Origin of the sequence: Enterobacter nematophilus (genome assembly GCF_026344075.1) — a bacterium.
Taxonomy (GTDB): Bacteria; Pseudomonadota; Gammaproteobacteria; order Enterobacterales; family Enterobacteriaceae; genus Enterobacter; species Enterobacter nematophilus.
In genome coordinates this window covers 166,868-187,648 of record NZ_JAPKNE010000006.1, presented here as the reverse complement: position 1 = coordinate 187,648, position 20,781 = coordinate 166,868, and the positions used below count along the sequence as shown (strand labels likewise).

Annotated in this window: 18 protein-coding genes, 1 other RNA gene and 1 pseudogene; 5 read left to right on the top strand and 15 right to left on the bottom strand. The window is 56.2% G+C overall.

From position 1 onward, the window contains the following. Positions 1 to 60: 60 nt before the first annotated feature. Positions 61 to 157: signal recognition particle sRNA small type (ffs, locus tag OSH03_RS16595), an RNA gene on the bottom strand. A gap of 84 nt (positions 158 to 241) precedes the next feature. Between ffs and OSH03_RS16590 the strand changes: the two are divergent. After that, positions 242 to 638, top strand: a pseudogene (locus OSH03_RS16590) (MGMT family protein). A gap of 33 nt (positions 639 to 671) precedes the next feature. On the opposite strand, the gene OSH03_RS16585 reads toward OSH03_RS16590, so the two are convergent. Beyond that, positions 672 to 1,199, bottom strand: a complete 528-nt coding sequence (locus OSH03_RS16585) for a YbaY family lipoprotein (RefSeq protein WP_028012173.1) — start codon at positions 1,197 to 1,199, stop codon at positions 672 to 674. 203 nt (positions 1,200 to 1,402) lie between these two features. Here OSH03_RS16585 and tesB point away from each other — a divergent pair, with 203 nt between their 5' ends. Then, entirely contained in the window at positions 1,403 to 2,263 is an 861-nt protein-coding gene (gene tesB / locus OSH03_RS16580; protein WP_116341587.1) for an acyl-CoA thioesterase II, read from the top strand. 84 nt (positions 2,264 to 2,347) lie between these two features. Here the strand turns inward: tesB and amtB are convergent, their stop codons facing one another. The 5 genes from amtB to OSH03_RS16555 all read right to left on the bottom strand — a co-directional run bounded on the left by amtB (position 2,348) and on the right by OSH03_RS16555 (position 8,264). Beyond that, entirely contained in the window at positions 2,348 to 3,634 is a 1,287-nt protein-coding gene (gene amtB / locus OSH03_RS16575) for an ammonium transporter AmtB (RefSeq protein ID WP_221552311.1), read from the bottom strand. Positions 3,635 to 3,669: 35 nt separating this feature from the next. Beyond that, positions 3,670 to 4,008 carry a P-II family nitrogen regulator gene (gene glnK, locus OSH03_RS16570; protein ID WP_008503304.1) on the bottom strand — a complete coding sequence of 113 codons (339 nt, stop codon included), beginning with the start codon at positions 4,006 to 4,008 and terminating at the stop codon, positions 3,670 to 3,672. A 220-nt stretch (positions 4,009 to 4,228) separates the two neighbouring features. Continuing rightward, complete coding sequence (locus OSH03_RS16565) at positions 4,229 to 6,010, bottom strand: SmdB family multidrug efflux ABC transporter permease/ATP-binding protein (RefSeq protein ID WP_266179605.1); 1,782 nt, start codon at positions 6,008 to 6,010, stop codon at positions 4,229 to 4,231. After that, on the bottom strand, positions 6,003 to 7,775 hold the full coding sequence (locus tag OSH03_RS16560) for a SmdA family multidrug ABC transporter permease/ATP-binding protein (RefSeq protein WP_266179604.1): 1,773 nt from the start codon (positions 7,773 to 7,775) through the stop codon (positions 6,003 to 6,005). The genes OSH03_RS16565 and OSH03_RS16560 overlap by 8 nt, the downstream gene beginning before the upstream one ends. A gap of 30 nt (positions 7,776 to 7,805) precedes the next feature. Then, a complete protein-coding gene (locus tag OSH03_RS16555) occupies positions 7,806 to 8,264 on the bottom strand; it encodes an Lrp/AsnC family transcriptional regulator (protein WP_008503307.1) in 459 nt (152 codons plus the stop codon). 115 nt (positions 8,265 to 8,379) lie between these two features. On the opposite strand from OSH03_RS16555, the gene OSH03_RS16550 reads away from it, so the two are divergent. Continuing rightward, the gene (locus OSH03_RS16550) at positions 8,380 to 9,426 is read left to right on the top strand and encodes a PLP-dependent cysteine synthase family protein (protein WP_061099033.1); all 1,047 of its coding nucleotides are present in this window, start codon (positions 8,380 to 8,382) and stop codon (positions 9,424 to 9,426) included. A 41-nt stretch (positions 9,427 to 9,467) separates the two neighbouring features. Here OSH03_RS16550 and cof read toward each other — a convergent pair whose 3' ends face one another. Next, positions 9,468 to 10,286, bottom strand: coding sequence for an HMP-PP phosphatase (gene cof / locus OSH03_RS16545; RefSeq protein ID WP_266179603.1), 819 nt, complete (start codon positions 10,284 to 10,286; stop codon positions 9,468 to 9,470). 101 nt (positions 10,287 to 10,387) lie between these two features. Between cof and OSH03_RS16540 the strand changes: the two genes are divergently transcribed. Together OSH03_RS16540 and queC are read left to right on the top strand one after the other, a co-directional pair. Then, positions 10,388 to 12,088: an SgrR family transcriptional regulator gene (locus OSH03_RS16540; protein ID WP_266179602.1), complete on the top strand. Its 1,701-nt coding sequence runs from the start codon at positions 10,388 to 10,390 to the stop codon at positions 12,086 to 12,088. Positions 12,089 to 12,154: 66 nt separating this feature from the next. Then, entirely contained in the window at positions 12,155 to 12,850 is a 696-nt protein-coding gene (gene queC / locus OSH03_RS16535; RefSeq protein ID WP_151413941.1) for a 7-cyano-7-deazaguanine synthase QueC, read from the top strand. Between the two features lie 2 nt (positions 12,851 to 12,852). Here the strand turns inward: queC and OSH03_RS16530 are convergent, their stop codons facing one another. From OSH03_RS16530 to clpX, 7 genes are all read right to left on the bottom strand, one after another. Next, entirely contained in the window at positions 12,853 to 13,182 is a 330-nt protein-coding gene (locus OSH03_RS16530) for an addiction module antidote protein (RefSeq protein WP_151413942.1), read from the bottom strand. Positions 13,183 to 13,346: 164 nt separating this feature from the next. After that, positions 13,347 to 13,745, bottom strand: a complete 399-nt coding sequence (locus OSH03_RS16525) for a YbgC/FadM family acyl-CoA thioesterase (protein ID WP_014830880.1) — start codon at positions 13,743 to 13,745, stop codon at positions 13,347 to 13,349. A gap of 97 nt (positions 13,746 to 13,842) precedes the next feature. Beyond that, positions 13,843 to 14,223, bottom strand: a complete 381-nt coding sequence (locus tag OSH03_RS16520; RefSeq protein WP_253540925.1) for a helix-hairpin-helix domain-containing protein — start codon at positions 14,221 to 14,223, stop codon at positions 13,843 to 13,845. Between the two features lie 148 nt (positions 14,224 to 14,371). Beyond that, entirely contained in the window at positions 14,372 to 16,243 is a 1,872-nt protein-coding gene (gene ppiD / locus OSH03_RS16515) for a peptidylprolyl isomerase (protein ID WP_266179601.1), read from the bottom strand. A 212-nt stretch (positions 16,244 to 16,455) separates the two neighbouring features. Continuing rightward, the gene (gene hupB, locus OSH03_RS16510; protein WP_002444653.1) at positions 16,456 to 16,728 is read right to left on the bottom strand and encodes a nucleoid-associated protein HU-beta; all 273 of its coding nucleotides are present in this window, start codon (positions 16,726 to 16,728) and stop codon (positions 16,456 to 16,458) included. A 210-nt stretch (positions 16,729 to 16,938) separates the two neighbouring features. Continuing rightward, the gene (gene lon / locus OSH03_RS16505; protein WP_061099040.1) at positions 16,939 to 19,293 is read right to left on the bottom strand and encodes an endopeptidase La; all 2,355 of its coding nucleotides are present in this window, start codon (positions 19,291 to 19,293) and stop codon (positions 16,939 to 16,941) included. A 183-nt stretch (positions 19,294 to 19,476) separates the two neighbouring features. Beyond that, positions 19,477 to 20,751: an ATP-dependent protease ATP-binding subunit ClpX gene (gene clpX, locus OSH03_RS16500; RefSeq protein WP_061099041.1), complete on the bottom strand. Its 1,275-nt coding sequence runs from the start codon at positions 20,749 to 20,751 to the stop codon at positions 19,477 to 19,479. Between the last annotated feature and the right edge of the window lie 30 nt (positions 20,752 to 20,781).

Below are 20,781 nucleotides of genomic sequence, written 5' to 3'. Positions count from 1 at the left end.
ATAAAGGCTAAAAAGAGAGGGAAACAGGAAAGATGGGATGAGGCCACAAATGGGTGGGGGCCCTGCCAGCTACATCCCGGCACCCACGTCGTCTGCCCTGGCTGCTTCCTTCCGGACCTGACCTGGTGAACAGAGTAGCGTTGCGGGAGAACCAACAGAGCCCCCATTGAGAGCGTTGATAACCAACGCGCTGGCGCATTATCCCTGTGCGAAGAGCCAATTGCAAGCGACCAGGAACCGGATGCTGGTTTCTTGCGCAAACAGGCGCAGCAATCAGGACGATCTTCGTTTACCATGACGGTCCAAACATCCCCACAGGTGAAGGTATGGACGAACACGACTCCTTTCCCCAGCGCGTATGGCAAATCGTGGCCTCGATTCCGGAAGGCTACGTCACTACCTATGGTGATGTCGCACGGCTGGCAGGCTCTCCGCGCGCGGCGCGACAGGTTGGAGGCGTCCTCAAACGCCTGCCGGAAGGGAGTACGCTGCCCTGGCACAGGGTGGTGAACCGTCATGGCGCCATCTCGTTAACCGGGCCGGATCTCCAGCGTCAGCGTCAGGCATTGCTTTCAGAGGGTGTGCAGGTGTCGGGAGCAGGACAGATTGATCTGCAGAAATACCGCTGGGTGTACTAAACCCTCCCCCGAAGGAGAGGGTAATAGCAACAGTTACATCTGAGTCGGTGGAGTTGGCAGGGACGGCTGATTGGTCTGTGGAGCAACCGGGACTTCGGTTTGCTGCACCGGCACCAGATTCAGGTCGATTTTGGTTCCACCGTGGTTAATCGCTTCCTGGACCGTATCGGTGATAAAGACCAGCTTGCCGTTGATGGTTACCGCTGCGCTCAGCAGGATACGGGCATTCGGCTGCACGTCTGACGGGTTATACGGCAACACAAAGCTAAACGGAGCCTGCTTACCTTCAGTACGGACCGCGCGCTGGGCCAGCACCTTCGACGGTGCGTCCGCCAGGGAAGCATCAGACAGCGTTACCGTTAATACCGCATCCGGCGGCAGCGCGACTCTCTGTTTAATCCAGATTGTACCGGAAACGTTAGGCTGCTGAATGGATTGCTGTGAAAGGGTATTAATCCCGTTCGGATCTGCAGCTGGTACCGGCACCTGGGCGCTTTTACCGGCACAGGCGGACAACGCCACCGCAATAGCTACACCACTTAGCATGGGCACGAGTTTCATTGAAGTCTCCTTATCATCAATGCACCAGCGGGATCGATCCCATCCGATGTCGTTTCAATCACATAACGTTTTTAAGTGTGGCACAGATCACCGATTAATGCCTAAAAACGTGCCGACATTCAGATTATTCTACCCATCGGACCACTTTCATTTCTGCGTTATACTCTGCCTATCTTTCGCTACGGCGTATATTGAGGACAACTATGAGTCAGGCACTGAACAATCTGCTGACATTACTGAATCTGGAAAAAATTGAGGAAGGACTCTTTCGCGGACAGAGCGAAGACCTGGGCTTACGTCAGGTCTTCGGCGGGCAAGTCGTTGGACAAGCGCTGTACGCTGCAAAGGAGACCGTCCCTGCAGACCGTCTGGTGCACTCATTCCACAGCTATTTCTTACGCCCTGGCGACAGCGCTAAACCGATCGTATATGACGTTGAAGTTCTGCGAGACGGCAACAGCTTCAGCGCACGCCGCGTGGCGGCCGTTCAGAACGGTAAGCCTATCTTTTATATGACCGCCTCATTCCAGGCGCCGGAGCCGGGGTATGAGCATCAGAAAGTGATGCCGCCAGCACCGTCGCCGGACGAGCTAAAATCAGAGACCGATATCGCCCGCGCGCTGGCGCATCTGCTTCCGCCGCAGGTCAAAGAGAAGTTTCTCTGCGATAAACCGCTGGAGATCCGCCCGGTTGAGTTCCACAACCCGATGAAAGGCCATACCGCCGAGCCGAAACGCCAGGTCTGGATCCGCGCCAACGGCACAGTGCCGGAAGATTTCCGCGTGCATCAGTATCTGCTGGGCTACGCGTCAGACTTCAACTTCCTGCCGGTTGCGCTACAGCCGCACGGCGTTGGCTTCCTTGAAAAAGGGATGCAGGTCGCAACCATCGATCACTCCATGTGGTTCCACCGTCCGTTCAATATGAATGAGTGGCTGCTTTACAGCGTGGAGAGTACCTCAGCGTCGAGCGCTCGCGGATTTGTGCGTGGAGAGTTTTATACCCAGGACGGCGTGCTGGTCGCTTCTACGGTGCAGGAAGGGGTGATGCGTAATCGCGGGTGATTTTGCCCTCACCCTGACCCTCTCCCACAGGGAGAGGGAAGAAATACTAAAAACGGCAATCGGAGATTGCCGTTTTGCTTTTTATTATGCGTTATACGCATTCTCGCCGTGGCTGTTGACGTCGAGACCTTCGCGCTCCTGCTCTTCCGGTACGCGCAGACCCACCGTCATATCCGCCAGCTTATAGCCGATGAAGGCGACAACGGCAGACCACACAACGGTAATGGCGATACTTTCCAGCTGTACCAGCACCTGGTGAACCATGGTGACACCTTCTGCGTAACCCACGCCACCCAGCGATTTCGCGGCGAAGATACCGGTCATGATACAGCCGACGATGCCGCAGACGCCGTGGACGCCGAACACATCGCAAGGGTCGTCAACGCGCAGCACGCGCTTCAGGGCGGTGACGCCCCACAGACCCGCAAGGCCTGCGACCAGACCAACCAGCAGCGCACCACCGACCCCCACGTAACCACAGGCTGGCGTGATACCGACCAGACCGGCAATCGCACCCGAACAGGCACCCAGCAGGGAAGGTTTACCGCGAACCGCCCACTCGCCGAATACCCAGGAAAGAATTGCACCCGCCGTCGCCACAACGGTGTTCACGAAGGCCAGCGCGGCGATTTCGTTTGCAGCACTTGCGGAACCGGCGTTGAAGCCAAACCAGCCAAAGTAGAGGATAGCCGTACCGGTAAACACCATCGGCAGGTTGTGCGGTTTGAACGCTTCTTTACCGAAGCCCACGCGTTTGCCAATCAGGTATGCTCCCACCAGACCCGCTACCGCGGCGTTGATGTGCACAACGGTACCGCCCGCGAAATCCAGCGCACCATGGCTTGCCAGCAGACCACCGCCCCAGACCATGTGCGCAATCGGCACATAGGAGAGCGTCAGCCATACCACCACGAAGATCAGAACGGCAGAGAAGCGAATGCGCTCAGCCAGCGCGCCCACGATCAGCCCGACGGTGATGCAGGCGAACGAGCCCTGGAAAGCAACGTGGATGTACTGGTAGAAGCTGCCCATCAGCGCGGTCAGCTCAATATTTTTCAGCATCACCCAGTCGAAGTTGCCAAAGAAGGCGTTGCCGGTACCGAAGGCCAGCGAGTAGCCGTAAACCACCCACAGTACGCAGACCAGCGCGAACGTCACGGCAACCTGCGTCAGCATGGAGAGAACGTTTTTACCGCGGATCAGGCCGCCGTAGAACAGCGCAATGCCCGGGATAGACATGAACAGCACCAGCGCGGTGCTGATCATCATAAAGGCGTTATCGGCTTTGTCTGCCACGGCAGGGGCAGCCAGCGCCAGGCCCGGCAGCAGTGCCAGCGAACCCAGACCCGTTTTAAGTGTTGCTATCTTCATTTTCTCGATCCCTATCACTGTGTGCCAGGCGTTATTTACAGTGCCGCTTCGTCAGATTCGCCGGTACGAATGCGAATGACGCGCTGCAGTTCGGCAACGAAAATTTTGCCGTCGCCAATTTTGCCGGTGTAGGCCGCTTTGCTAATGACATCAATCACTTCATCAAGCTGATCGTCAGCAATCGCGACATCAATTTTTACTTTTGGCAGAAAGTTAACGCTGTATTCCGCCCCGCGGTAAAGCTCGGCATGACCCTTCTGACGACCAAAGCCTTTCACTTCGGTGACAGTCAGTCCCTGAATACCCATTGAAGACAACGCTTCACGCACGTCTTCGAGTTTGAATGGTTTGATTACCACCGTAACCAGCTTCATAGATCCCCTCCAGTCAGAATTCGGTAATGGCCGCAGCTCACGGAGAAGGTATTGCAAGGGGTGTGCCAGAAATGAAAACGAGGGAGAAAAGCGGTGCAACGAGCGTTACGCCGTCTTCATTAACGAACCGGCGAAAAAAAACGCACCATGTCGGTGCACGGTGCGTTTCAGTATTGCACCAACAGGAATGGCTGTTAGCGCGTTGCTTTGTTTTGGTGCATCAGGCGCTGAGCGACTCTTCCTCACGCACGCTGGCGGCCAGCTCTTCGCCCGCCAGCTGAAGCTGGTACATCTGCCAGTAGCGCCCTTGAGCTTCCAGCAGTTCGCGGTGCGTGCCGCGCTCCACCGCTTGTCCCCGATGCAGCACCAGAATGGTATCGGCATCGACAATGGTGGAAAGGCGATGGGCAATCACCACCAGCGTCGTATGGTCGCGTACCGCGGCCAGCGCCTGCTGGATGGCCTGCTCGGTGCCGGAGTCAATGCTGGCCGTCGCTTCATCCAGAATCAGCACCTGCGGGGTTTCGATCAGCACCCGCGCCAGCGCGAGAAGCTGCTTTTGCCCAACGGAGAGGTTGTTCCCCTGCTCCCCCAGCTTCGTATTGATCCCGTCGCTAAACCCGCGCGCCAGTTCCGCCAGCTGCACTTTTTCCAGCACCTCCCAGACCTGCTCCTGGGTGTAGTCCCGGCCCAGGGTCACGTTAGCGTAGAAGGTATCGGCCAGGACGACCGGATCCTGCTGCACCATCGCGACGCCTTTACGCAACACATTGTGGCTGAGAGACGCGAGCGGGCGCCCGTCGAGGCGGATTTCGCCCTGCGTGACCGGGTAGTAACCCATCAACAGGCTGGCGAGCGTGCTCTTGCCGCTGCCCGTATGCCCTACCAGCGCCACGAAACCGCGCGACGGAACGTCCAGCGTAATGTCCTGCAACACCAGCCGGTCTTCGCGATAGGCAAACGAGACGTTATCAAAAGCAATTGCGCCGCTTTGCAGAGGTCGCTCATCTGTGCCGTAGGCCTGGCGCGGCCTGTCCATCAGCTCAAACACGCGCTCGCCGGCGACGACCGCCTGCTGCAGCATCGATTGCTGGGTGGTGAGCTCGATCAGCGGCTCGTTAAGGCGCCCCAGATAGCTAATAAAGGCATACAGCACGCCGACTTCAATCGTACCGCTTGAACTCAGGCCAAAGAGCATCAGTAAACCGCAAAGCACCAGCGCAGAGAAAAGGCTGAGCAGCGGACGCAGCAGGAAGCCGTCGAGGCGCAGCGTCTGCATACGCGCCATGTAGTGCGATCGGCTGGCTTCGCCCATCCGCTCGCCAAAGCGCGCCTGCTGGCGGAACTGCTGGATGACGCTCATGCCGTTGATCACTTCGTTGAAGCCATCGTTAATGTCGGCCAGATAGGCGCGCACCCGGCGCACGATTGGCGTGCTGTAGCGCTGGTAGATGATCATCACGATCAGCACCGCCGGGAAGATGGTAATCGCCACCAGCGCCATGCGCCAGTCGAGGCTGAACATCGCCACCAGCATCGCACCGATCAGCGCCGCGCTGCGTAACACCGTTGCGACCACGGTGACATACAGATCGCGGATCACCTCGGTATCGTTGGTCACCCGCGAAATCACCTGCCCGACCGGCTGGATATCAAACTCGCTGAGCGGCTGGCGAAGCGCCGCGTCCATTACATCCGTGCGCAGCTGCTGAACCACGCCCACGGCGGCACGGTTAAACAGCAGCGACTGCGCATAGTGCAGCCCTGCCGCCGCCAGCTGCAGGCCAACGTAGGCCACGCCTAAGCCCGCCACCAGCCCCAGAGGCAGGTAGCTTTTGGCAACCATATTGTCGATGAAGTAGCTGATGAGCAGCGGCCCGCTCACTTCAGCAATCGCCGCTATCCAGAGTAAAAGCACGGCCACGGAGAGCGGCTTGCGCCACGGCGAGCCGTAGGCCAGCAGACGTTTGAGCGTCGGCCACATCGTTCCGAGCTTACGCATTGGCGGCCTCCCGATCCTGTTCCGGCGCATCGTCCAGCGCCGCCTCAAGCTGTTGATAGCGGTACATATCGCGATACCAGCCCGGCTTCTCGGCAAGCGTTTCATGCTGCCCGCGCTGGGCAATGTGCCCGTGCTGTAAGACCAGAATTTCGCTGGCCTCGGTGAGCGCTGACAAACGGTGGGCGCTGATAATCACCGTGCGTCCGTCGCCCCACTGGCGCAGGTTATGCAGAATTTGATGCTCGGTACGGCCATCCACGGCGGAAAGCGCATCATCCAGAATGAGGATTTCAGCATTCAGCAGCAGCGCGCGGGCAATCGAGATACGCTGTTTCTGCCCGCCGGACAGCATGACGCCACGTTCACCGACTTCCGTTTCGTAGCCCTGCGGCAGACGCAAAATATCGTCATGCACGCTGGCTAAGCGCGCCACGTGCTCGATCTCCTCCTGCGTCGCCGACGGGTGACCAAGCGCAATGTTATTCGCCACGGTATCTGAAAATAAAAACGGCGTCTGGCTGACCACCGCCAGACGGCCACGCCACTCGTCCAGCAGCAGGTTCGGCAGGGGGATATCATGGAAACGAATATCGCCCTCGGTGACGTCAAAGTGGCGCTGAAGCAGAGAAAGCACGGTACTTTTTCCGGACCCCGTCGGGCCGCAGATGCCCAGCATCTGGCCCGGCTGCAGCGTAAAGCTAACGTTCTCCAGCACCGGATGTTCCGTTTGCGGATAGACAAATTTGCGAACGTCGACGTTCATAACGCCGCGCCCTTCCGGCACCGCTTCGCTGCCGTCATTGACCACCGGCGCTTCTGCCAGCATGGCGCGAATGCGGCTGTAGGCGGCGCTGCCGCGCTCCACGATGTTAAACATCCAGGCCAGCGCCAGCATCGGCCAAATCATCAGCCCCAGATACATCGCAAAGCTGGTCAATTGCCCCAGGGTCAGCGTGCCCTGCACCACCATCCAGCTTCCGCCGCCAATGGCAAGCAGGTTTGCCATGCCGATTGCGACATAAATCGTTGGATCAAATCGCGCATCAATACGCGCGACGCGCATGTTTTTCGCCCCCGTGTCTGCCGCATCGGCGGCAAACAGCGCGGACTGCCGATCTTCCAGGCCAAACGCTTTGATCATGCGGATGCTGGTCATGCTCTCCTGGGTGCGATCGTTCAGAGATGAAAACGCCGCCTGCGCCAGCTTGAAGCGCTCGTGCAGCTGTTCACCGTAGCGATTGATCGCCAGCGCCATCAGCGGCATCGGCAGCAGCGCCAGCAGGGTCAGCTGCCAGCTGATCTGCGTGGACATGACGATCAGCACCGCGCAGCCCATCACCAGCGAGTCCACCAGCGTCAGTACCCCTTCCCCGGCGGCAAAGACCACGCGATCGACGTCGTTCGTCGCGCGGGCGATGAGGTCCCCGGTGCGGTGGCGGAGATAAAACTCAGGATGCTGTCGGCTCAGCTGGCGGTAAAAATCTTCACGCAGCTCAACGGCCAGCTGATAGGACGCGCCAAACAGCAGCACGCGCCAGACGTAGCGCAGGAGATAAACAATGACCGCCGTCAGCACCAGCGTGCCGACCCACATCAACACCCGTGCGGTGGTGTAATGCTGTTCAGTGACGCCATCCACGACGTAGCCCACCACCTTCGGCGGGATCAGCTGCAAAATGGCAATGATAATAAGCAGGGCGACTGCACCGAGGTAGCGTTGCCACTCCCGACGAAAGTACCAGCTTAATTGGGCAAATAATCGCACGCGGTTTGTTCCTGAAGGTATTTTACGAAGTTATTCAATGGGTAATGCTGTGGTGTACTTAATCTGTTCCATGGCGAAGCTTGAGGTGACGTCCGACAAGCCCGGGACGCTGTTCACCAGCCGCTTGTAGAAGTCATCATAGCGCTTCATGTCAGCCACCTGGACGCGCATCAGGTAGTCGTACTCGCCGGCCATACGCCAGAAGCCGAGCACCTCGGGCATCTCAGACACCTGAGTGACGAAGCGGCAATACCACTCGCTGCTGTGATGCTGGGTTTTTATCAGCACAAATGCCGTCAGCCCAAGCCCCAGTTTTTCGGGATCGAGCAACGCGACGCGGCCCAGAAGAATGCCGTCATCTTCCAGCTTTTTTAGGCGCTTCCAGCACGGTGTGGTGGTCAGATTAACGGCATCTGCCAGCGCCTGCAAAGAGAGGGTACAGTCACTTTGCAGCAATGAAAGGAGCTTGCGGTCAATTTTATCTAGCATACCCACCTCACAGAGAAAATTTTTCTCCCTTCATTCTATTTTAAAGGCCAGATAGCAACAATTTTTTCTGTGCTTTTCGCTATGCTGGGCACAAAATGACAAACGGATAACTACGATGAATAGCACTTGGGTTAAACATGCCATCAGCGAAATCAATGCCGACTACCAGCGCTCGGCGGATACCCACCTGATTCGCCTCTCCCTGCCGGGTTTTGACGGTATTCAGCTCTACCTGAAGGATGAAAGTACTCATCCAACCGGTAGCCTGAAGCACCGCCTGGCGCGCTCTCTGTTTTTATACGGTTTGTGCAACGGCTGGATTAAAGAAGGCACCACCATCATTGAATCCTCATCCGGTTCAACGGCGGTGTCTGAAGCCTATTTCGCTCGCCTGCTGGGCCTGCCGTTTATCGCGGTGATGCCCTCCTGCACCGCAAAACGCAAAATCGAGCAGATCGAATTTTACGGCGGACGCTGCCACTTTGTGGAAAGCGCCTGCGAAATCTACGCCGCCTCTGAAATGCTGGCCCGCGAGCTAAACGGCCACTATATGGACCAGTTCACCTTCGCCGAGCGCGCGACGGACTGGCGCGGCAATAACAACATTGCCGACAGTATTTTCCGCCAGATGACCCACGAGCCGCATCCGGTTCCGTCGTACATTGTGATGAGCGCCGGTACCGGCGGCACGTCAGCCACAATCGGACGCTACATCCGCTGTCAGGGCTACGATACCCAGCTGATGGTGGTTGACCCGCAGAACTCCGTGTTCCTCGACTACTGGCAAAGCCGCGATGCCGGCCTGCGCAGCCCGGTGGGCAGTAAAATTGAAGGAATTGGCCGCCCGCGCGTGGAACCGTCGTTCATTCCTGACGTTGTCGACGAAATGCTTCGCGTACCGGACGCCGCCAGCGTCGCCACCGCGCACTGGCTGGAGACGCAGCTCGGCCGCAAGGTCGGCGCATCAACGGGCACCAACATGTGGGGCGCGCTGCAGCTTGCGGCACGCATGCGCGAGGAAGGCCGTACCGGCTCCATCGTCACGCTGCTGTGCGACAGCGGAGAGCGCTACCTTGAGACCTACTACAATGCGGAGTGGGTACAGGCCAACGTCGGCGACATCACGCCGTGGAAAGCGCAGATTGCGCAGCTGCTGAAATAAAAAAAAGCCAGACCGAAGTCTGGCTTGCTGGAAGGGTCTCACTATTCGGGGGAATATGGGAGGTTGTTGTTGTCCAGCCAATGCGTCAAAAAATGGGACACCGCTTCCTTACCGCAGTGCCCGATAACTGGCAGATGAGGAAGCTCTGCGATCAGCTGCGGCATCGCATTCCCCATAATCAGACCGCGCCCCACGCTGCCCAGCATTTCGCGGTCATTCATGGCGTCGCCAAACGCCATACACTCCTGCAGCGTTAAGCCCAGGTGGTCGCTCAGCACCGCCAGGGCTGAACCTTTGTTACAGCCCACCGGCAGCACTTCAAGACAATCCACCGCCGAGAAGGTCAGGTGCGCCCGGTCGCCCAGCGCCTCATTCAGTTGAATCCGTAAGCGGCAAAGATCGTCGTGATCGCCACAGAAGCAGATCTTGGTCACCGCGTGGGCGGGGATCCGACGCAGATCGATAAGCTGGTATTTGAAGCCGCTATAAACATGCGCGTGCAATAATTCGGGGATTTCGCTTCCGGTAAACCAGCCTTGATCGTTAAAGACGTGGATACTGGCCTGCGTGTCCCATGCGCTGTGCAGGACAATATCCGCCACTTCCGGATTGAGATCCTGGCGGTGCAGCACCTCTCCTTCAACGGTGTGAATGCGCGTTCCGTTACCCGTGATTAAAAACGCATCCAGGGAAAACGCGCCCAGCAAATGGCGCATCTCCAGCACGTGGCGGCCAGTGGCAAACGTCAGGGTGACATCACGCTCGCGCAGGCGCTTCAGGGTATTCAGCGTTTTCTCCCCCAGACGGTGATCCGGCATTAACAGCGTACCGTCCATATCAAATGCAGCGAGGCGGGCCATGATTACTCCTGAAATGTGATGCGATTAACTTGTGCATCAGTATCGTGTGAGATATACGGAAGTAATAGTGAATAGATGAAAATTATTGTTCCGGGTTTCTTATGCGCCAGCTTAACCGCCTTAACCAGTATCAGCGCCTGTGGCAACCTTCCGCCGGCGCTCCGCAGCTCGTAACCGTGAGCGAGCTTGCCAGCCGCTGCTTTTGTAGCGAACGGCATGTCCGCACCCTGCTGCGTCAGGCCCAGGAGGCGGGCTGGCTCAGCTGGCGCGCGCGGTCTGGTCGCGGCAAGCGCGGTGAGCTAACGTTCCATGCCAGCCCGGAGTCACTGCGCAATGCGATGATGGAAGAGGCGCTGAAGAGCGGGCAGCAGCATAACGCGCTTGAGCTGGCCCAGCTTGCCCCTGAAGCGCTACGGTCATTACTGCATCCGTTTTTGGGCGGGCAGTGGCAAAACGACACGCCGACGCTGCGCATCCCCTACTATCGCTCGCTGGAGCCGCTTCAGCCGGGCTTTTTGCCTGGCCGGGCGGAGCAGCATCTGGCGGGACAGGTATTCTCTGGTTTGACGCGTTTTAACGGCAACAGCAGTGAACCCACGGGCGATCTGGCGCATCACTGGGAGGTCTCTGCTGACGGGCTGCGCTGGCACTTCTACATTCGTTCCACGCTGCACTGGCATAACGGCGATAAAATAGAAACGGCGCAACTCCAGCGAAGCCTGACGGCGCTGTTGACGCTTCCCGCCCTGCGCACCCTGTTCAGAAGCGTTTTACGTATCGAAACAACGCATCCACAGTGTCTGACGTTTATGCTGCATCAGCCGGACTATTGGCTGGCGCACAGGCTGGCAACCTACTGCAGCCGTCTGGCGCATCCCGACAATCCTGCGGTTGGCTGCGGTCCCTTCCGGCTGGCCGCCTTTGAGCCCGACCTGGTTCGTCTGGAAAGCCATGAGCAGTACCACCTGAGCCATCCGCTGCTCAAGGCCATCGAATACTGGATCACCCCCCAGCTGTTTGATTACAGGCTGGGCACCAGCTGTCGTCACCCGGTGCAAATCGCGATTGGCGAGGCCGATGAGCTGGAAACCCTGAGGCTGGTCAGCACCAGCACCAGCCTGGGCTTCTGTTACCTCACGCTGAAGCAGAGCGCGCGCCTGAACGAGATGCAGGCAAAGCGGCTTATCAATATCATCCATCTCTCCAGACTTCTGCACACGCTTCCGCTCAACGAAGGGCTCATTACGCCCACCGAGGAACTGCTTCCCGGCTGGACGATCCCCGAATGGCCTGATTTAACGGACGTTGTCCTGCCTGAGGCGCTGACGCTGGTTTACCATCTCCCCGTTGAGCTACATACCATGGCCAGCCAGTTAAAGGCGTACCTGGCGCGGCAGGGTTGTGAACTGACCGTCATCTTCCACGATGCCAAGACGTGGGACGGATGCCAGCAGCTTGCCGATGCAGACATCATGATGGGGGACAGGCTGATTGGCGAAGCACCAGCGTATACGCTTGAGCAGTGGCTGCGCTGCGATGCACTGTGGCCGCACGTGTTAAGCGCACCGGCCTACGCCCATTTGCAAGCCACGCTGGATGCGGTGCAGAATCAGGCCGAAGCTCGGGACCGTCACGCCGGTCTGCAAGCCATTTTCAACCGCCTGATGGAGAATGCGGTGCTGACGCCGCTTTTTAATTATCAATATCAAATCAGCGCCCCGCCAGGGGTCAACGGCATACGCCTCAACACCCGCGGCTGGTTTGATTTTACCGAAGCCTGGCTACCCGCCCCCAAATCGTGAAGAAGCTGGTCGCCGCCGTAGCCAGACGGTAACATAACGTTTTTACCGTAACAGTCGAGATGATTTATGAAACGTGCCGTCGTCGTGTTCAGCGGAGGACAAGACTCTACAACCTGCCTGGTTCAGGCCCTTCATCAGTATGATGAAGTTCACTGTGTGACTTTCGATTATGGCCAGCGTCACCGCGCTGAAATCGACGTCGCCCGTGAACTGGCCCTAAAACTGGGGGCACGCGCGCACAAGGTGCTGGACGTTACGCTGTTAAACGAACTGGCCGTCAGCAGCCTCACCCGGGACAGTATTCCCGTACCGGACTACGAACCCGATGCCAGCGGCATTCCGAACACCTTCGTGCCGGGCCGTAATATTCTGTTCCTGACCCTGACGGCGATATACGCCTACCAGGTAAAAGCCGAAGCGGTAATTACGGGCGTGTGCGAGACCGACTTCTCAGGATATCCGGACTGCCGCGATGAGTTTGTAAAAGCGCTCAACCACGCCGTCAATCTGGGGATGGCGAAAGAGACGCGCTTTGAAACCCCGCTCATGTGGCTGGATAAAGCCGAAACCTGGGCGCTGGCCGACTACTGGGGCAAGCTGGATTTAGTTCGCAGCGAAACCCTCACCTGCTATAACGGTCTCAAAGGCGACGGTTGCGGCCAGTGCGCAGCCTGTAATCTGCGCGCTAACGGACTGAACCACTACCAGGCTGATAAAGTCGGCGTGATGGCGGCAATGAAGCAAAAGACCGGGCTTAAATAAGGCTACCGGACCGTGCTGTCGAACAGTTTTACCCCGGCAGCACGGGTCACCTTCATTAGCGTAGTCAGCGTTGGGTTGCCGTTGTCTGATAAGGTTCGGTATAGCTGCTGACGGGAAAGCCCGGCTTTGGCAGAGATTTCACCTATGCCGCCGCGGGCTTCGATGACCTGACGGAGTGCAATGAGATAGGCAGGGATCCCCTGATCTTCATAGATCTCATCCAACGCAACATTCAAATAAATTTGAGCAGAGGAAGGATCCTCGCGTAGCATTTTTACTACTGCTTCATTGTGATTGACGCTACTCGAAAATTTTCGTTCTAGCATATTCATCGTTATTCATCCTGAAACTGATAAATTTCACCAATGCGTTACGAGCCATTTCGGCGAATTTCACTTCGATGTTGGTTAACGCCAGGATCCATGCATTTTCGAACCCTGGCTCTTTGCTATGCTATCTCTGTGATAACATCATTTCTTGTACTGAAGTCAAATCTCTACACGATCATCAACTCCAGTTTTTCCCGCAGCTCACCTTCCAGCGGCAGCGCTTTCTGGGTTTTCAGATCGATACAGACAAAGGTGATCAGCGCATCAGCCACTACCTGCCCTTCTGGATCGAGCGTCACCACCTGGCTTAACACGCCGCTCTTGCCGTTTAGCTGTTGTACCTGACTGGTCACGGTGAGCACATCGCCCAGCACGGCCGGACGGCGGTAGTTGATATTGATATTGACGACCACGAACGCGATGTTGTGCGCGGTCAGCCACTGAAAGCTTTCGCTGTTTTCCAGTCCGTCCCAGCGCGCTTCTTCAAGAAATTCGAGATAGCGGGCGTTGTTAACGTGCTGGTAAACATCAAGATGGAAACCGCGTACTTTGATTTTTGTCTGCATAGCGCAATAGCCTTTCGTTGTTATAGGATCAGAGGTCATAACTGGTATGACCTCTTTATCCTGGCAAACTTTTGCCGCAGTGCAAGAAATTGCGTTATTACAGTGTCAGGTGTGAGAGGTTGCGCTCAACCAGCGCGCTGCCCATGCCCGGAACCTGCTTGAGATCGTCGACCGTTTTGAAAGGGCCGTATTCTTCACGATAGCTGACGATGGCCTGCGCTTTTTTCAGGCCGACACCGTTCATTGCGCGGGCGAGATCCTCTGCCGAGGCCGAGTTAATGCTGACCCGCGTACCGTCATCATCTGCATTTTTACCGGCGACAGCCGCTTTGGTTTGCCCCTGCACCGGTGCTGCCGCGTCAGACTTGCTCTGCGTAGTCTGTGTTTTAGCGGCGGGCGTCGCCGCCAGCGCGCCAGTGCTCATCCCGGTGGTGGCAACAGCCAGCGTAATTAACAGTGCTTTGATTCCACATTTCATGCTGTTATCTCCTTGTTTGTTGACAGCCACGCAACGATAGCCGCCGGAGAAAACAGGCACAAACAGCAGATTACAGAAATGGAAAAGGCCGCGAAGGCGGCCTTTAGTTTTTGCAGAGCGTTACGAAAATCTGCGAGCAGACACGTAATTACTGCTGCTGAGTCATCACATCACCCAGCTTGATTTTGGCTTCTTTACGCAGGTTGCTCATCATGGCTTCGAAGGCAATCTGAGCATTGTTCTGAGTAATGCCCTGAACCATCGCCTTCTTCTGCGCTTCTGGCAGAGTGCCGGCTTTCACTTCGTCCAGCGCCAGAAGAACAACGTTACCCTGCATATCGGAGGTGGTGCCGAAGCTTGGCTTATCTTTTGCCGGCAGCGTCAGGCCAAACGCGGCCTGGCTGATTGGGTCCTGACCGGTGCGGCTCAGCGTTTTCGCCTCACCGAAGCTCAGGCCAGCCGCTTTCAGCGCGTCCTGTTTACCCGCTTTCAGATCGGCCAGAATCTTCTCAGCATCCAGTTTAGCCTGCTGTTCTGCTTTGTTGTGCTTAACCTGAGCGACGACCTGATCCTTCACTTCCGCCAGCGGTTTGACCGCCTCTGGCTTGTGCTCGCTGACGCGCAGAACAAAGGCGCGATCGCCGTCAACGGTAATGATGTCAGAGTTGCTGCCCGGCGTGCCGTTCTCGCCCACCAGACCACCGTTAAAGATGGCATCGGAAACCGGTTTGAAGTTCAGCTCTTCCGGCAGGTTGTCGCGACCAAACCAGCCGGTCTCAACCGCTTTCACACCCGCCGCCTGCTCTGCACCTGCCAGAGATTCGTTGTCGTTGCTGGCAGCATCGCTCACTTTCTGCTGCAGCGCGTAGTAGGCATCCAGGGCTTTTTCCTGTTTCACTTTCGCAGCGATATCATCACGAACCTCAGCCAGCGGCTTGGTTTTCGCCGCGGTGATGTCGTCCAGACGCACGACCAGGAAACCAACAGATGATTTAATCACACCAGACAGCTGGCCTTTCTCTTTCAGGCCGGCATTTTTCAGCTCGTCCGGCGTGGTTGCGTCTTCCAGCCAGCCCATATCACCGCCGTTTTTCGCAGAGATAATGTCGGTGGATTTCGCTTTCGCGACGGTGGCGAAATCAGCGCCCTTGTTCAGCTCATCCAGTACCGCCTTAGCATCTGCTTCAGTTTTGGTCTGAATCACGCTGTAGCGGTTACGCTGCGGCTGAGTGAACTGATCCTGATGCTGATCGTAGTAAGACTGGATCTCCGCATCAGACGCGCTTTCCTGCAGCGCAGCTGCATCCAGCTTGATGTAGCTCACGCGGAACTGTTCTGGAGAAACAAAGGCGTTTTTATTCTGCTCGTAGTAAGCATTAACGTCTGCGTCGCTAACCTGCTGTTTCGCCGCCAGGGCGTTCACATCAATGGTTGCTTCCCGGACCACGCGCTGCTGTGCCACCAGCGCGGCCAGTTCGTCGGTTTCACCTTTAAGCATGAAATCGGTACCCACGACAGCGTTGATGAGCTGCTGGGTTGTCAGCTGGTTACGCAGCGCCTGAGCGTACTGATCCGCCGTCATGCCCATCTGGTTAACGATGCTGTTGTAACGCGCGTTGTCGAATTTACCGTTAGACTGGAATGCCTGAGTGGCGAAGATCGCTTTTTTCACCTGCTCGTCGCTGATGCCAAGACCAAGCTTTTTGGCATACTGATCCAGCAGCGCTTCGTCGATAAGACGGTTCAGTGTCTGTTGGCGCAGGGTTTTCATGTACCCTTCGTTCGCCGCCAGTTCAGAGAATTGGTCGCCCAGCTGTTGCTGCATACGGTTACGCTCACCGGCAAAAGCATTCTCGAACTGACCGCGGCTGATTTCCTGGCCATTCACTTTTGCGGCATAGTTCGCGCCACCGCCAATAAGGTAACTGCTCACGCCGGTCAATATGAACGACACGATAATGATACCGAAAATAATCTTGAGCACGAGACTGTTAGCAGCCGTGCGTAAGCTGTCCATCATGGTGTAACAACACTCCGCTGTAGGTGACTGGTTACCTGACGCTGACGGAAAATCCTGCCCGTCGCGCGTAAAGGCGTATTGTGACAAGAAAACGGGGCGATTGTCAGCCCACAACTCGCATAAACTCGCACAAATCAGGTCTGGACAAACAAAAAAGGCACATCAAACGATGCGCCCTTGTACTATCCGGCTTCCCTGAAACGGGAAAGCAATCAGTTTACTGCGTCTTTCAGCGCTTTACCTGCACGGAAACCCGGCACTTTAGCAGCAGCAATGGTGATCTCTTTACCGGTCTGAGGGTTGCGGCCAGTACGGGCAGCACGCTCTTTAACAGCAAAAGTACCGAAGCCTACCAGTGCAACGTCGTCCCCAGCCTGCAGAGATTCAGTAACAGAAGCAATTAATGCATCTAACGCACGTCCAGCTGCAGCTTTAGAAATATCAGCACCAGCAGCAATTTTGTCAATCAGTTGAGATTTATTCACTGTTCTCTTCCTCTCTTTATAATTTATATCGCGCCTGAGTCCTTCACAACGCGACCGCGCAGCAGTTATATCAGGCCTGCCATGACCTTACAACACCCGTTGTTGATGGCTGACCTAATCAGCAATCTAAATTAGCTATACAAAAAAAGGCTGGCAAGTGCGAAATGACTTACCAGCCTTGTTTTTATTGACGCTCTTTGCGCGAGGTCACTATTTTGCGGTTACAACCTGCATTCCGGACGGTTCATTCTGCAATGCGAGAGTAAGTACTTCCTCAATTCGCTTAACAGGATGGATCTGCAGATCGGCAATCACGTTGTCCGGAATCTCTTCCAGATCGCGTTTGTTTTCGTATGGAATCAATACGGTTTTGATCCCACCGCGGTGTGCCGCCAGCAGTTTTTCTTTTAACCCGCCGATTGGCAGGACCTGACCGCGCAGGGTGATTTCACCGGTCATTGCCACATCGGCACGTACCGGGTTGCCCGTCAGACAGGAGACCAGCGCCGTACACATCGCAATACCCGCGCTTGGGCCATCTTTCGGCGTCGCCCCTTCCGGAACGTGAACGTGAATGTCGCGTTTTTCGTAGAAATCCGGGTTGATACCCAGTTTTTCCGCGCGCGCGCGCACCACGGTCAGCGCAGCCTGAATAGACTCCTGCATCACTTCACCCAGCGAGCCGGTGTAGGTCAGCTTGCCTTTGCCCGGTACACACGCGGTTTCGATGGTCAGCAGATCGCCGCCCACTTCCGTCCATGCCAGACCGGTGACCTGGCCCACGCGGTTTTCGTTGTCCGCGCGACCGTAGTCGAAGCGCTGGACGCCCAGGTAGGCATGCAGATTATCGCCATTAATCACGATGTGCTTCAAGCTCTTATCCAGCAGCAGCTGTTTCACCGCCTTACGGCACAGTTTAGAGATTTCGCGCTCAAGGCTACGCACGCCCGCTTCACGGGTGTAGTAGCGGATGATGCCGATAATCGCGCTGTCCTCGACGGTCAGCTCGTTGGCTTTCAGCGCGTTACGCTCAATCTGCTTCGGCAGCAGGTGCTGTTTAGCAATGTTCAGCTTTTCGTCTTCGGTATAGCCGGAGAGGCGGATCACTTCCATACGGTCCAGCAGCGGTGCCGGAATGTTCATAGAGTTGGAGGTCGCCACGAACATCACGTCACTCAGATCGTAGTCCACTTCCAGGTAGTGATCGCTGAAAGCCACGTTCTGTTCTGGATCAAGCACTTCCAGCAGAGCAGACGCCGGGTCGCCGCGCATGTCCGACGACATTTTGTCGATCTCATCAAGCAGGAACAGCGGGTTTTTAACGCCCACTTTCGCCATTTTCTGGATCAGTTTACCCGGCATAGAACCGATGTAGGTGCGGCGGTGACCGCGGATTTCCGCTTCATCACGCACGCCGCCCAGCGCCATACGGATATATTTACGTCCGGTCGCTTTGGCGATGGACTGGCCCAGAGAGGTTTTACCCACCCCCGGCGGTCCTACCAGGCACAGAATTGGGCCTTTAATTTTGTTTACACGGCTTTGTACCGCGAGGTACTCAAGAATGCGGTCTTTGACGCGTTCCAGGCCGTAGTGGTCGGTATCGAGGATTTCCTGGGCCTGACGCAGGTCTTTCTTGACCTTGCTGCGGGCGTTCCACGGAACCTGCACCATCCACTCAATGTAGCCGCGCACGACGGTGGCTTCAGCCGACATTGGAGACATCATTTTCAGCTTCTGCAGTTCTGCTTCGGCTTTCTCTTTCGCCTCTTTCGGCATCTTCGCCGCGTCGATCTTACGCTTCAGCGCTTCGTTTTCGTCCGGCGCATCGTCCATCTCGCCCAGCTCTTTCTGAATGGCCTTCATTTGCTCATTCAGATAGTACTCACGCTGAGATTTCTCCATCTGCTTTTTCACGCGGTTACGAATGCGCTTCTCAACCTGCAGCAGATCGATTTCAGACTCCATCATCGCCATCAGGTATTCCAGACGTTCGTTAACGTCGGACATTTCCAGCACGGACTGTTTGTCAGCCAGCTTCAGCGGCATGTGTGCAGCGATGGTGTCCGCCAGACGCGCAGGATCGTCGATGCTGTTCAGCGACGTCAGCACTTCTGGTGGAATTTTCTTGTTCAGCTTGATATAGCCTTCAAACTGGCTAATTGCGGTGCGCACGAGCACTTCCTGCTCGCGTTCATCAAGCTGAGGCGAATCAAGGTACTCTGCCTTGGCAGAGAAGTGTTCGCCATTGTCAGACAGGGTGGTAATACGCGCACGCTGCAGCCCTTCCACCAGCACCTTCACGGTGCCGTCAGGCAGCTTCAGCATCTGCAAAATAGAGGCCACGGTCCCGACGGTGAAAAGATCGTTTACACCCGGCTCATCCGTTGATGCTTCTTTCTGGGCCACCAGCATGATTTTTTTATCATGATCCATGGCGGCTTCGAGGCAACGGATAGATTTTTCCCGCCCTACAAATAAGGGTATGACCATGTGCGGATAAACCACCACATCGCGCAACGGCAATACGGGGATTTCAATGCGTTCAGAACGCTCAGGATTCATAGAGCTCTCTCTTAGTTTAGTGTCCGCCAGGTAAGCTGGTCATGTCACAGTGCTTCACATAACCATTAACATGTATCCAGTATATGGGGATGTTTCCCACACATTCAACGCTATGAATACGGAAAAAGTAAAGGGGAGATAAAATCCCCCCTTTTTGATTAACTGCTTGTATGATTTGGTGAATTATTCGCCAGATGCCTGCTGGGCTTCCGGTTTACCGTAAATCAGCAGCGGCTTGGATTGGCCGCCGATCACGGACTCGTCGATAACCACTTTTTCGACATCTTCCATCGACGGCAGATCGTACATGGTATCGAGCAATGCCGCTTCAACGATAGAGCGCAGGCCACGCGCGCCGGTTTTACGGATCATCGCTTTCTTGGCAATCGCATCCAGCGCTTCGTCACGGAATTCCAGATCGACGCCTTCAAGATTGAACAGCGCTTGATACTGCTTGGTGAGCGCGTTCTTCGGCTCTTTAAGGATCTGGATCAGCGCCTCTTCACTCAGCTCATTCAGCGTTGCCACAACCGGCAGACGGCCAATGAATTCAGGGATCAGACCAAATTTGATCAGATCTTCAGGCTCAACCTGCGACAGCAGTTCGCCTTCGTTGGCTTTCTCGGACTTCGCCTTCACCGTTGCGCCAAAACCAATGCCGGAGCCGGTTTCAACACGGTGGGAAATGACTTTATCCAGACCAGCAAACGCGCCGCCGCAGATGAACAGGATCTTGGAGGTATCAACCTGCAGGAACTCCTGCTGCGGATGTTTACGACCACCCTGCGGCGGAACGGCAGCAACCGTACCTTCGATCAGCTTCAGCAGAGCCTGCTGCACGCCTTCACCCGACACGTCACGAGTGATGGACGGGTTGTCTGATTTACGGGAGATCTTGTCGATCTCATCAATGTAAACAATCCCGCGCTGTGCTTTCTGAACGTCGTAATCGCACTTCTGCAGCAGCTTCTGAATGATGTTCTCAACGTCTTCACCCACATAACCGGCTTCGGTCAGGGTGGTGGCATCCGCCATGGTAAATGGAACATCCAGCAGGCGCGCCAGGGTTTCAGCCAGCAGCGTTTTACCGGAGCCGGTTGGCCCGATCAGCAGGATGTTACTTTTGCCCAGTTCTACGCCATTGCTGGTGTCGCCGTTACGCAGACGTTTGTAGTGGTTATACACCGCTACAGCCAACACTTTCTTGGCCTGCTCCTGGCCGATGACATAGTCGTCAAGGTGATGACGAATCTCATGCGGCGTTGGCAATGCGCTACGCTCACGGTGCGGCGCAACTTCTTTAATCTCTTCGCGAATGATGTCGTTACATAAATCGACGCATTCGTCGCAGATATACACGGACGGCCCGGCAATCAGTTTACGCACTTCATGCTGGCTTTTGCCGCAAAAAGAGCAGTACAGCAGTTTGCCCGAACCATCTTTGCGTTTATCTGTCATGAGTCCAAACCTCTTTTTAAGTTCTTTGTG

What these genes read in the sequence shown, in the direction of transcription:
- OSH03_RS16585 (WP_028012173.1), bottom strand. Translation starts at nt 1,199, where the DNA reads ATGAAACTCGTGCCCATGCTAAGTGGTGTAGCTATTGCGGTGGCGTTG.
- tesB (WP_116341587.1), top strand. Translation starts at nt 1,403, where the DNA reads ATGAGTCAGGCACTGAACAATCTGCTGACATTACTGAATCTGGAAAAA.
- amtB (WP_221552311.1), bottom strand. Translation starts at nt 3,634, where the DNA reads ATGAAGATAGCAACACTTAAAACGGGTCTGGGTTCGCTGGCACTGCTG.
- glnK (WP_008503304.1), bottom strand. Translation starts at nt 4,008, where the DNA reads ATGAAGCTGGTTACGGTGGTAATCAAACCATTCAAACTCGAAGACGTG.
- OSH03_RS16565 (WP_266179605.1), bottom strand. Translation starts at nt 6,010, where the DNA reads ATGCGTAAGCTCGGAACGATGTGGCCGACGCTCAAACGTCTGCTGGCC.
- OSH03_RS16555 (WP_008503307.1), bottom strand. Translation starts at nt 8,264, where the DNA reads ATGCTAGATAAAATTGACCGCAAGCTCCTTTCATTGCTGCAAAGTGAC.
- OSH03_RS16550 (WP_061099033.1), top strand. Translation starts at nt 8,380, where the DNA reads ATGAATAGCACTTGGGTTAAACATGCCATCAGCGAAATCAATGCCGAC.
- cof (WP_266179603.1), bottom strand. Translation starts at nt 10,286, where the DNA reads ATGGCCCGCCTCGCTGCATTTGATATGGACGGTACGCTGTTAATGCCG.
- OSH03_RS16540 (WP_266179602.1), top strand. Translation starts at nt 10,388, where the DNA reads ATGCGCCAGCTTAACCGCCTTAACCAGTATCAGCGCCTGTGGCAACCT.
- queC (WP_151413941.1), top strand. Translation starts at nt 12,155, where the DNA reads ATGAAACGTGCCGTCGTCGTGTTCAGCGGAGGACAAGACTCTACAACC.
- OSH03_RS16530 (WP_151413942.1), bottom strand. Translation starts at nt 13,182, where the DNA reads ATGAATATGCTAGAACGAAAATTTTCGAGTAGCGTCAATCACAATGAA.
- OSH03_RS16525 (WP_014830880.1), bottom strand. Translation starts at nt 13,745, where the DNA reads ATGCAGACAAAAATCAAAGTACGCGGTTTCCATCTTGATGTTTACCAG.
- OSH03_RS16520 (WP_253540925.1), bottom strand. Translation starts at nt 14,223, where the DNA reads ATGAAATGTGGAATCAAAGCACTGTTAATTACGCTGGCTGTTGCCACC.
- ppiD (WP_266179601.1), bottom strand. Translation starts at nt 16,243, where the DNA reads ATGATGGACAGCTTACGCACGGCTGCTAACAGTCTCGTGCTCAAGATT.
- lon (WP_061099040.1), bottom strand. Translation starts at nt 19,293, where the DNA reads ATGAATCCTGAGCGTTCTGAACGCATTGAAATCCCCGTATTGCCGTTG.
- clpX (WP_061099041.1), bottom strand. Translation starts at nt 20,751, where the DNA reads ATGACAGATAAACGCAAAGATGGTTCGGGCAAACTGCTGTACTGCTCT.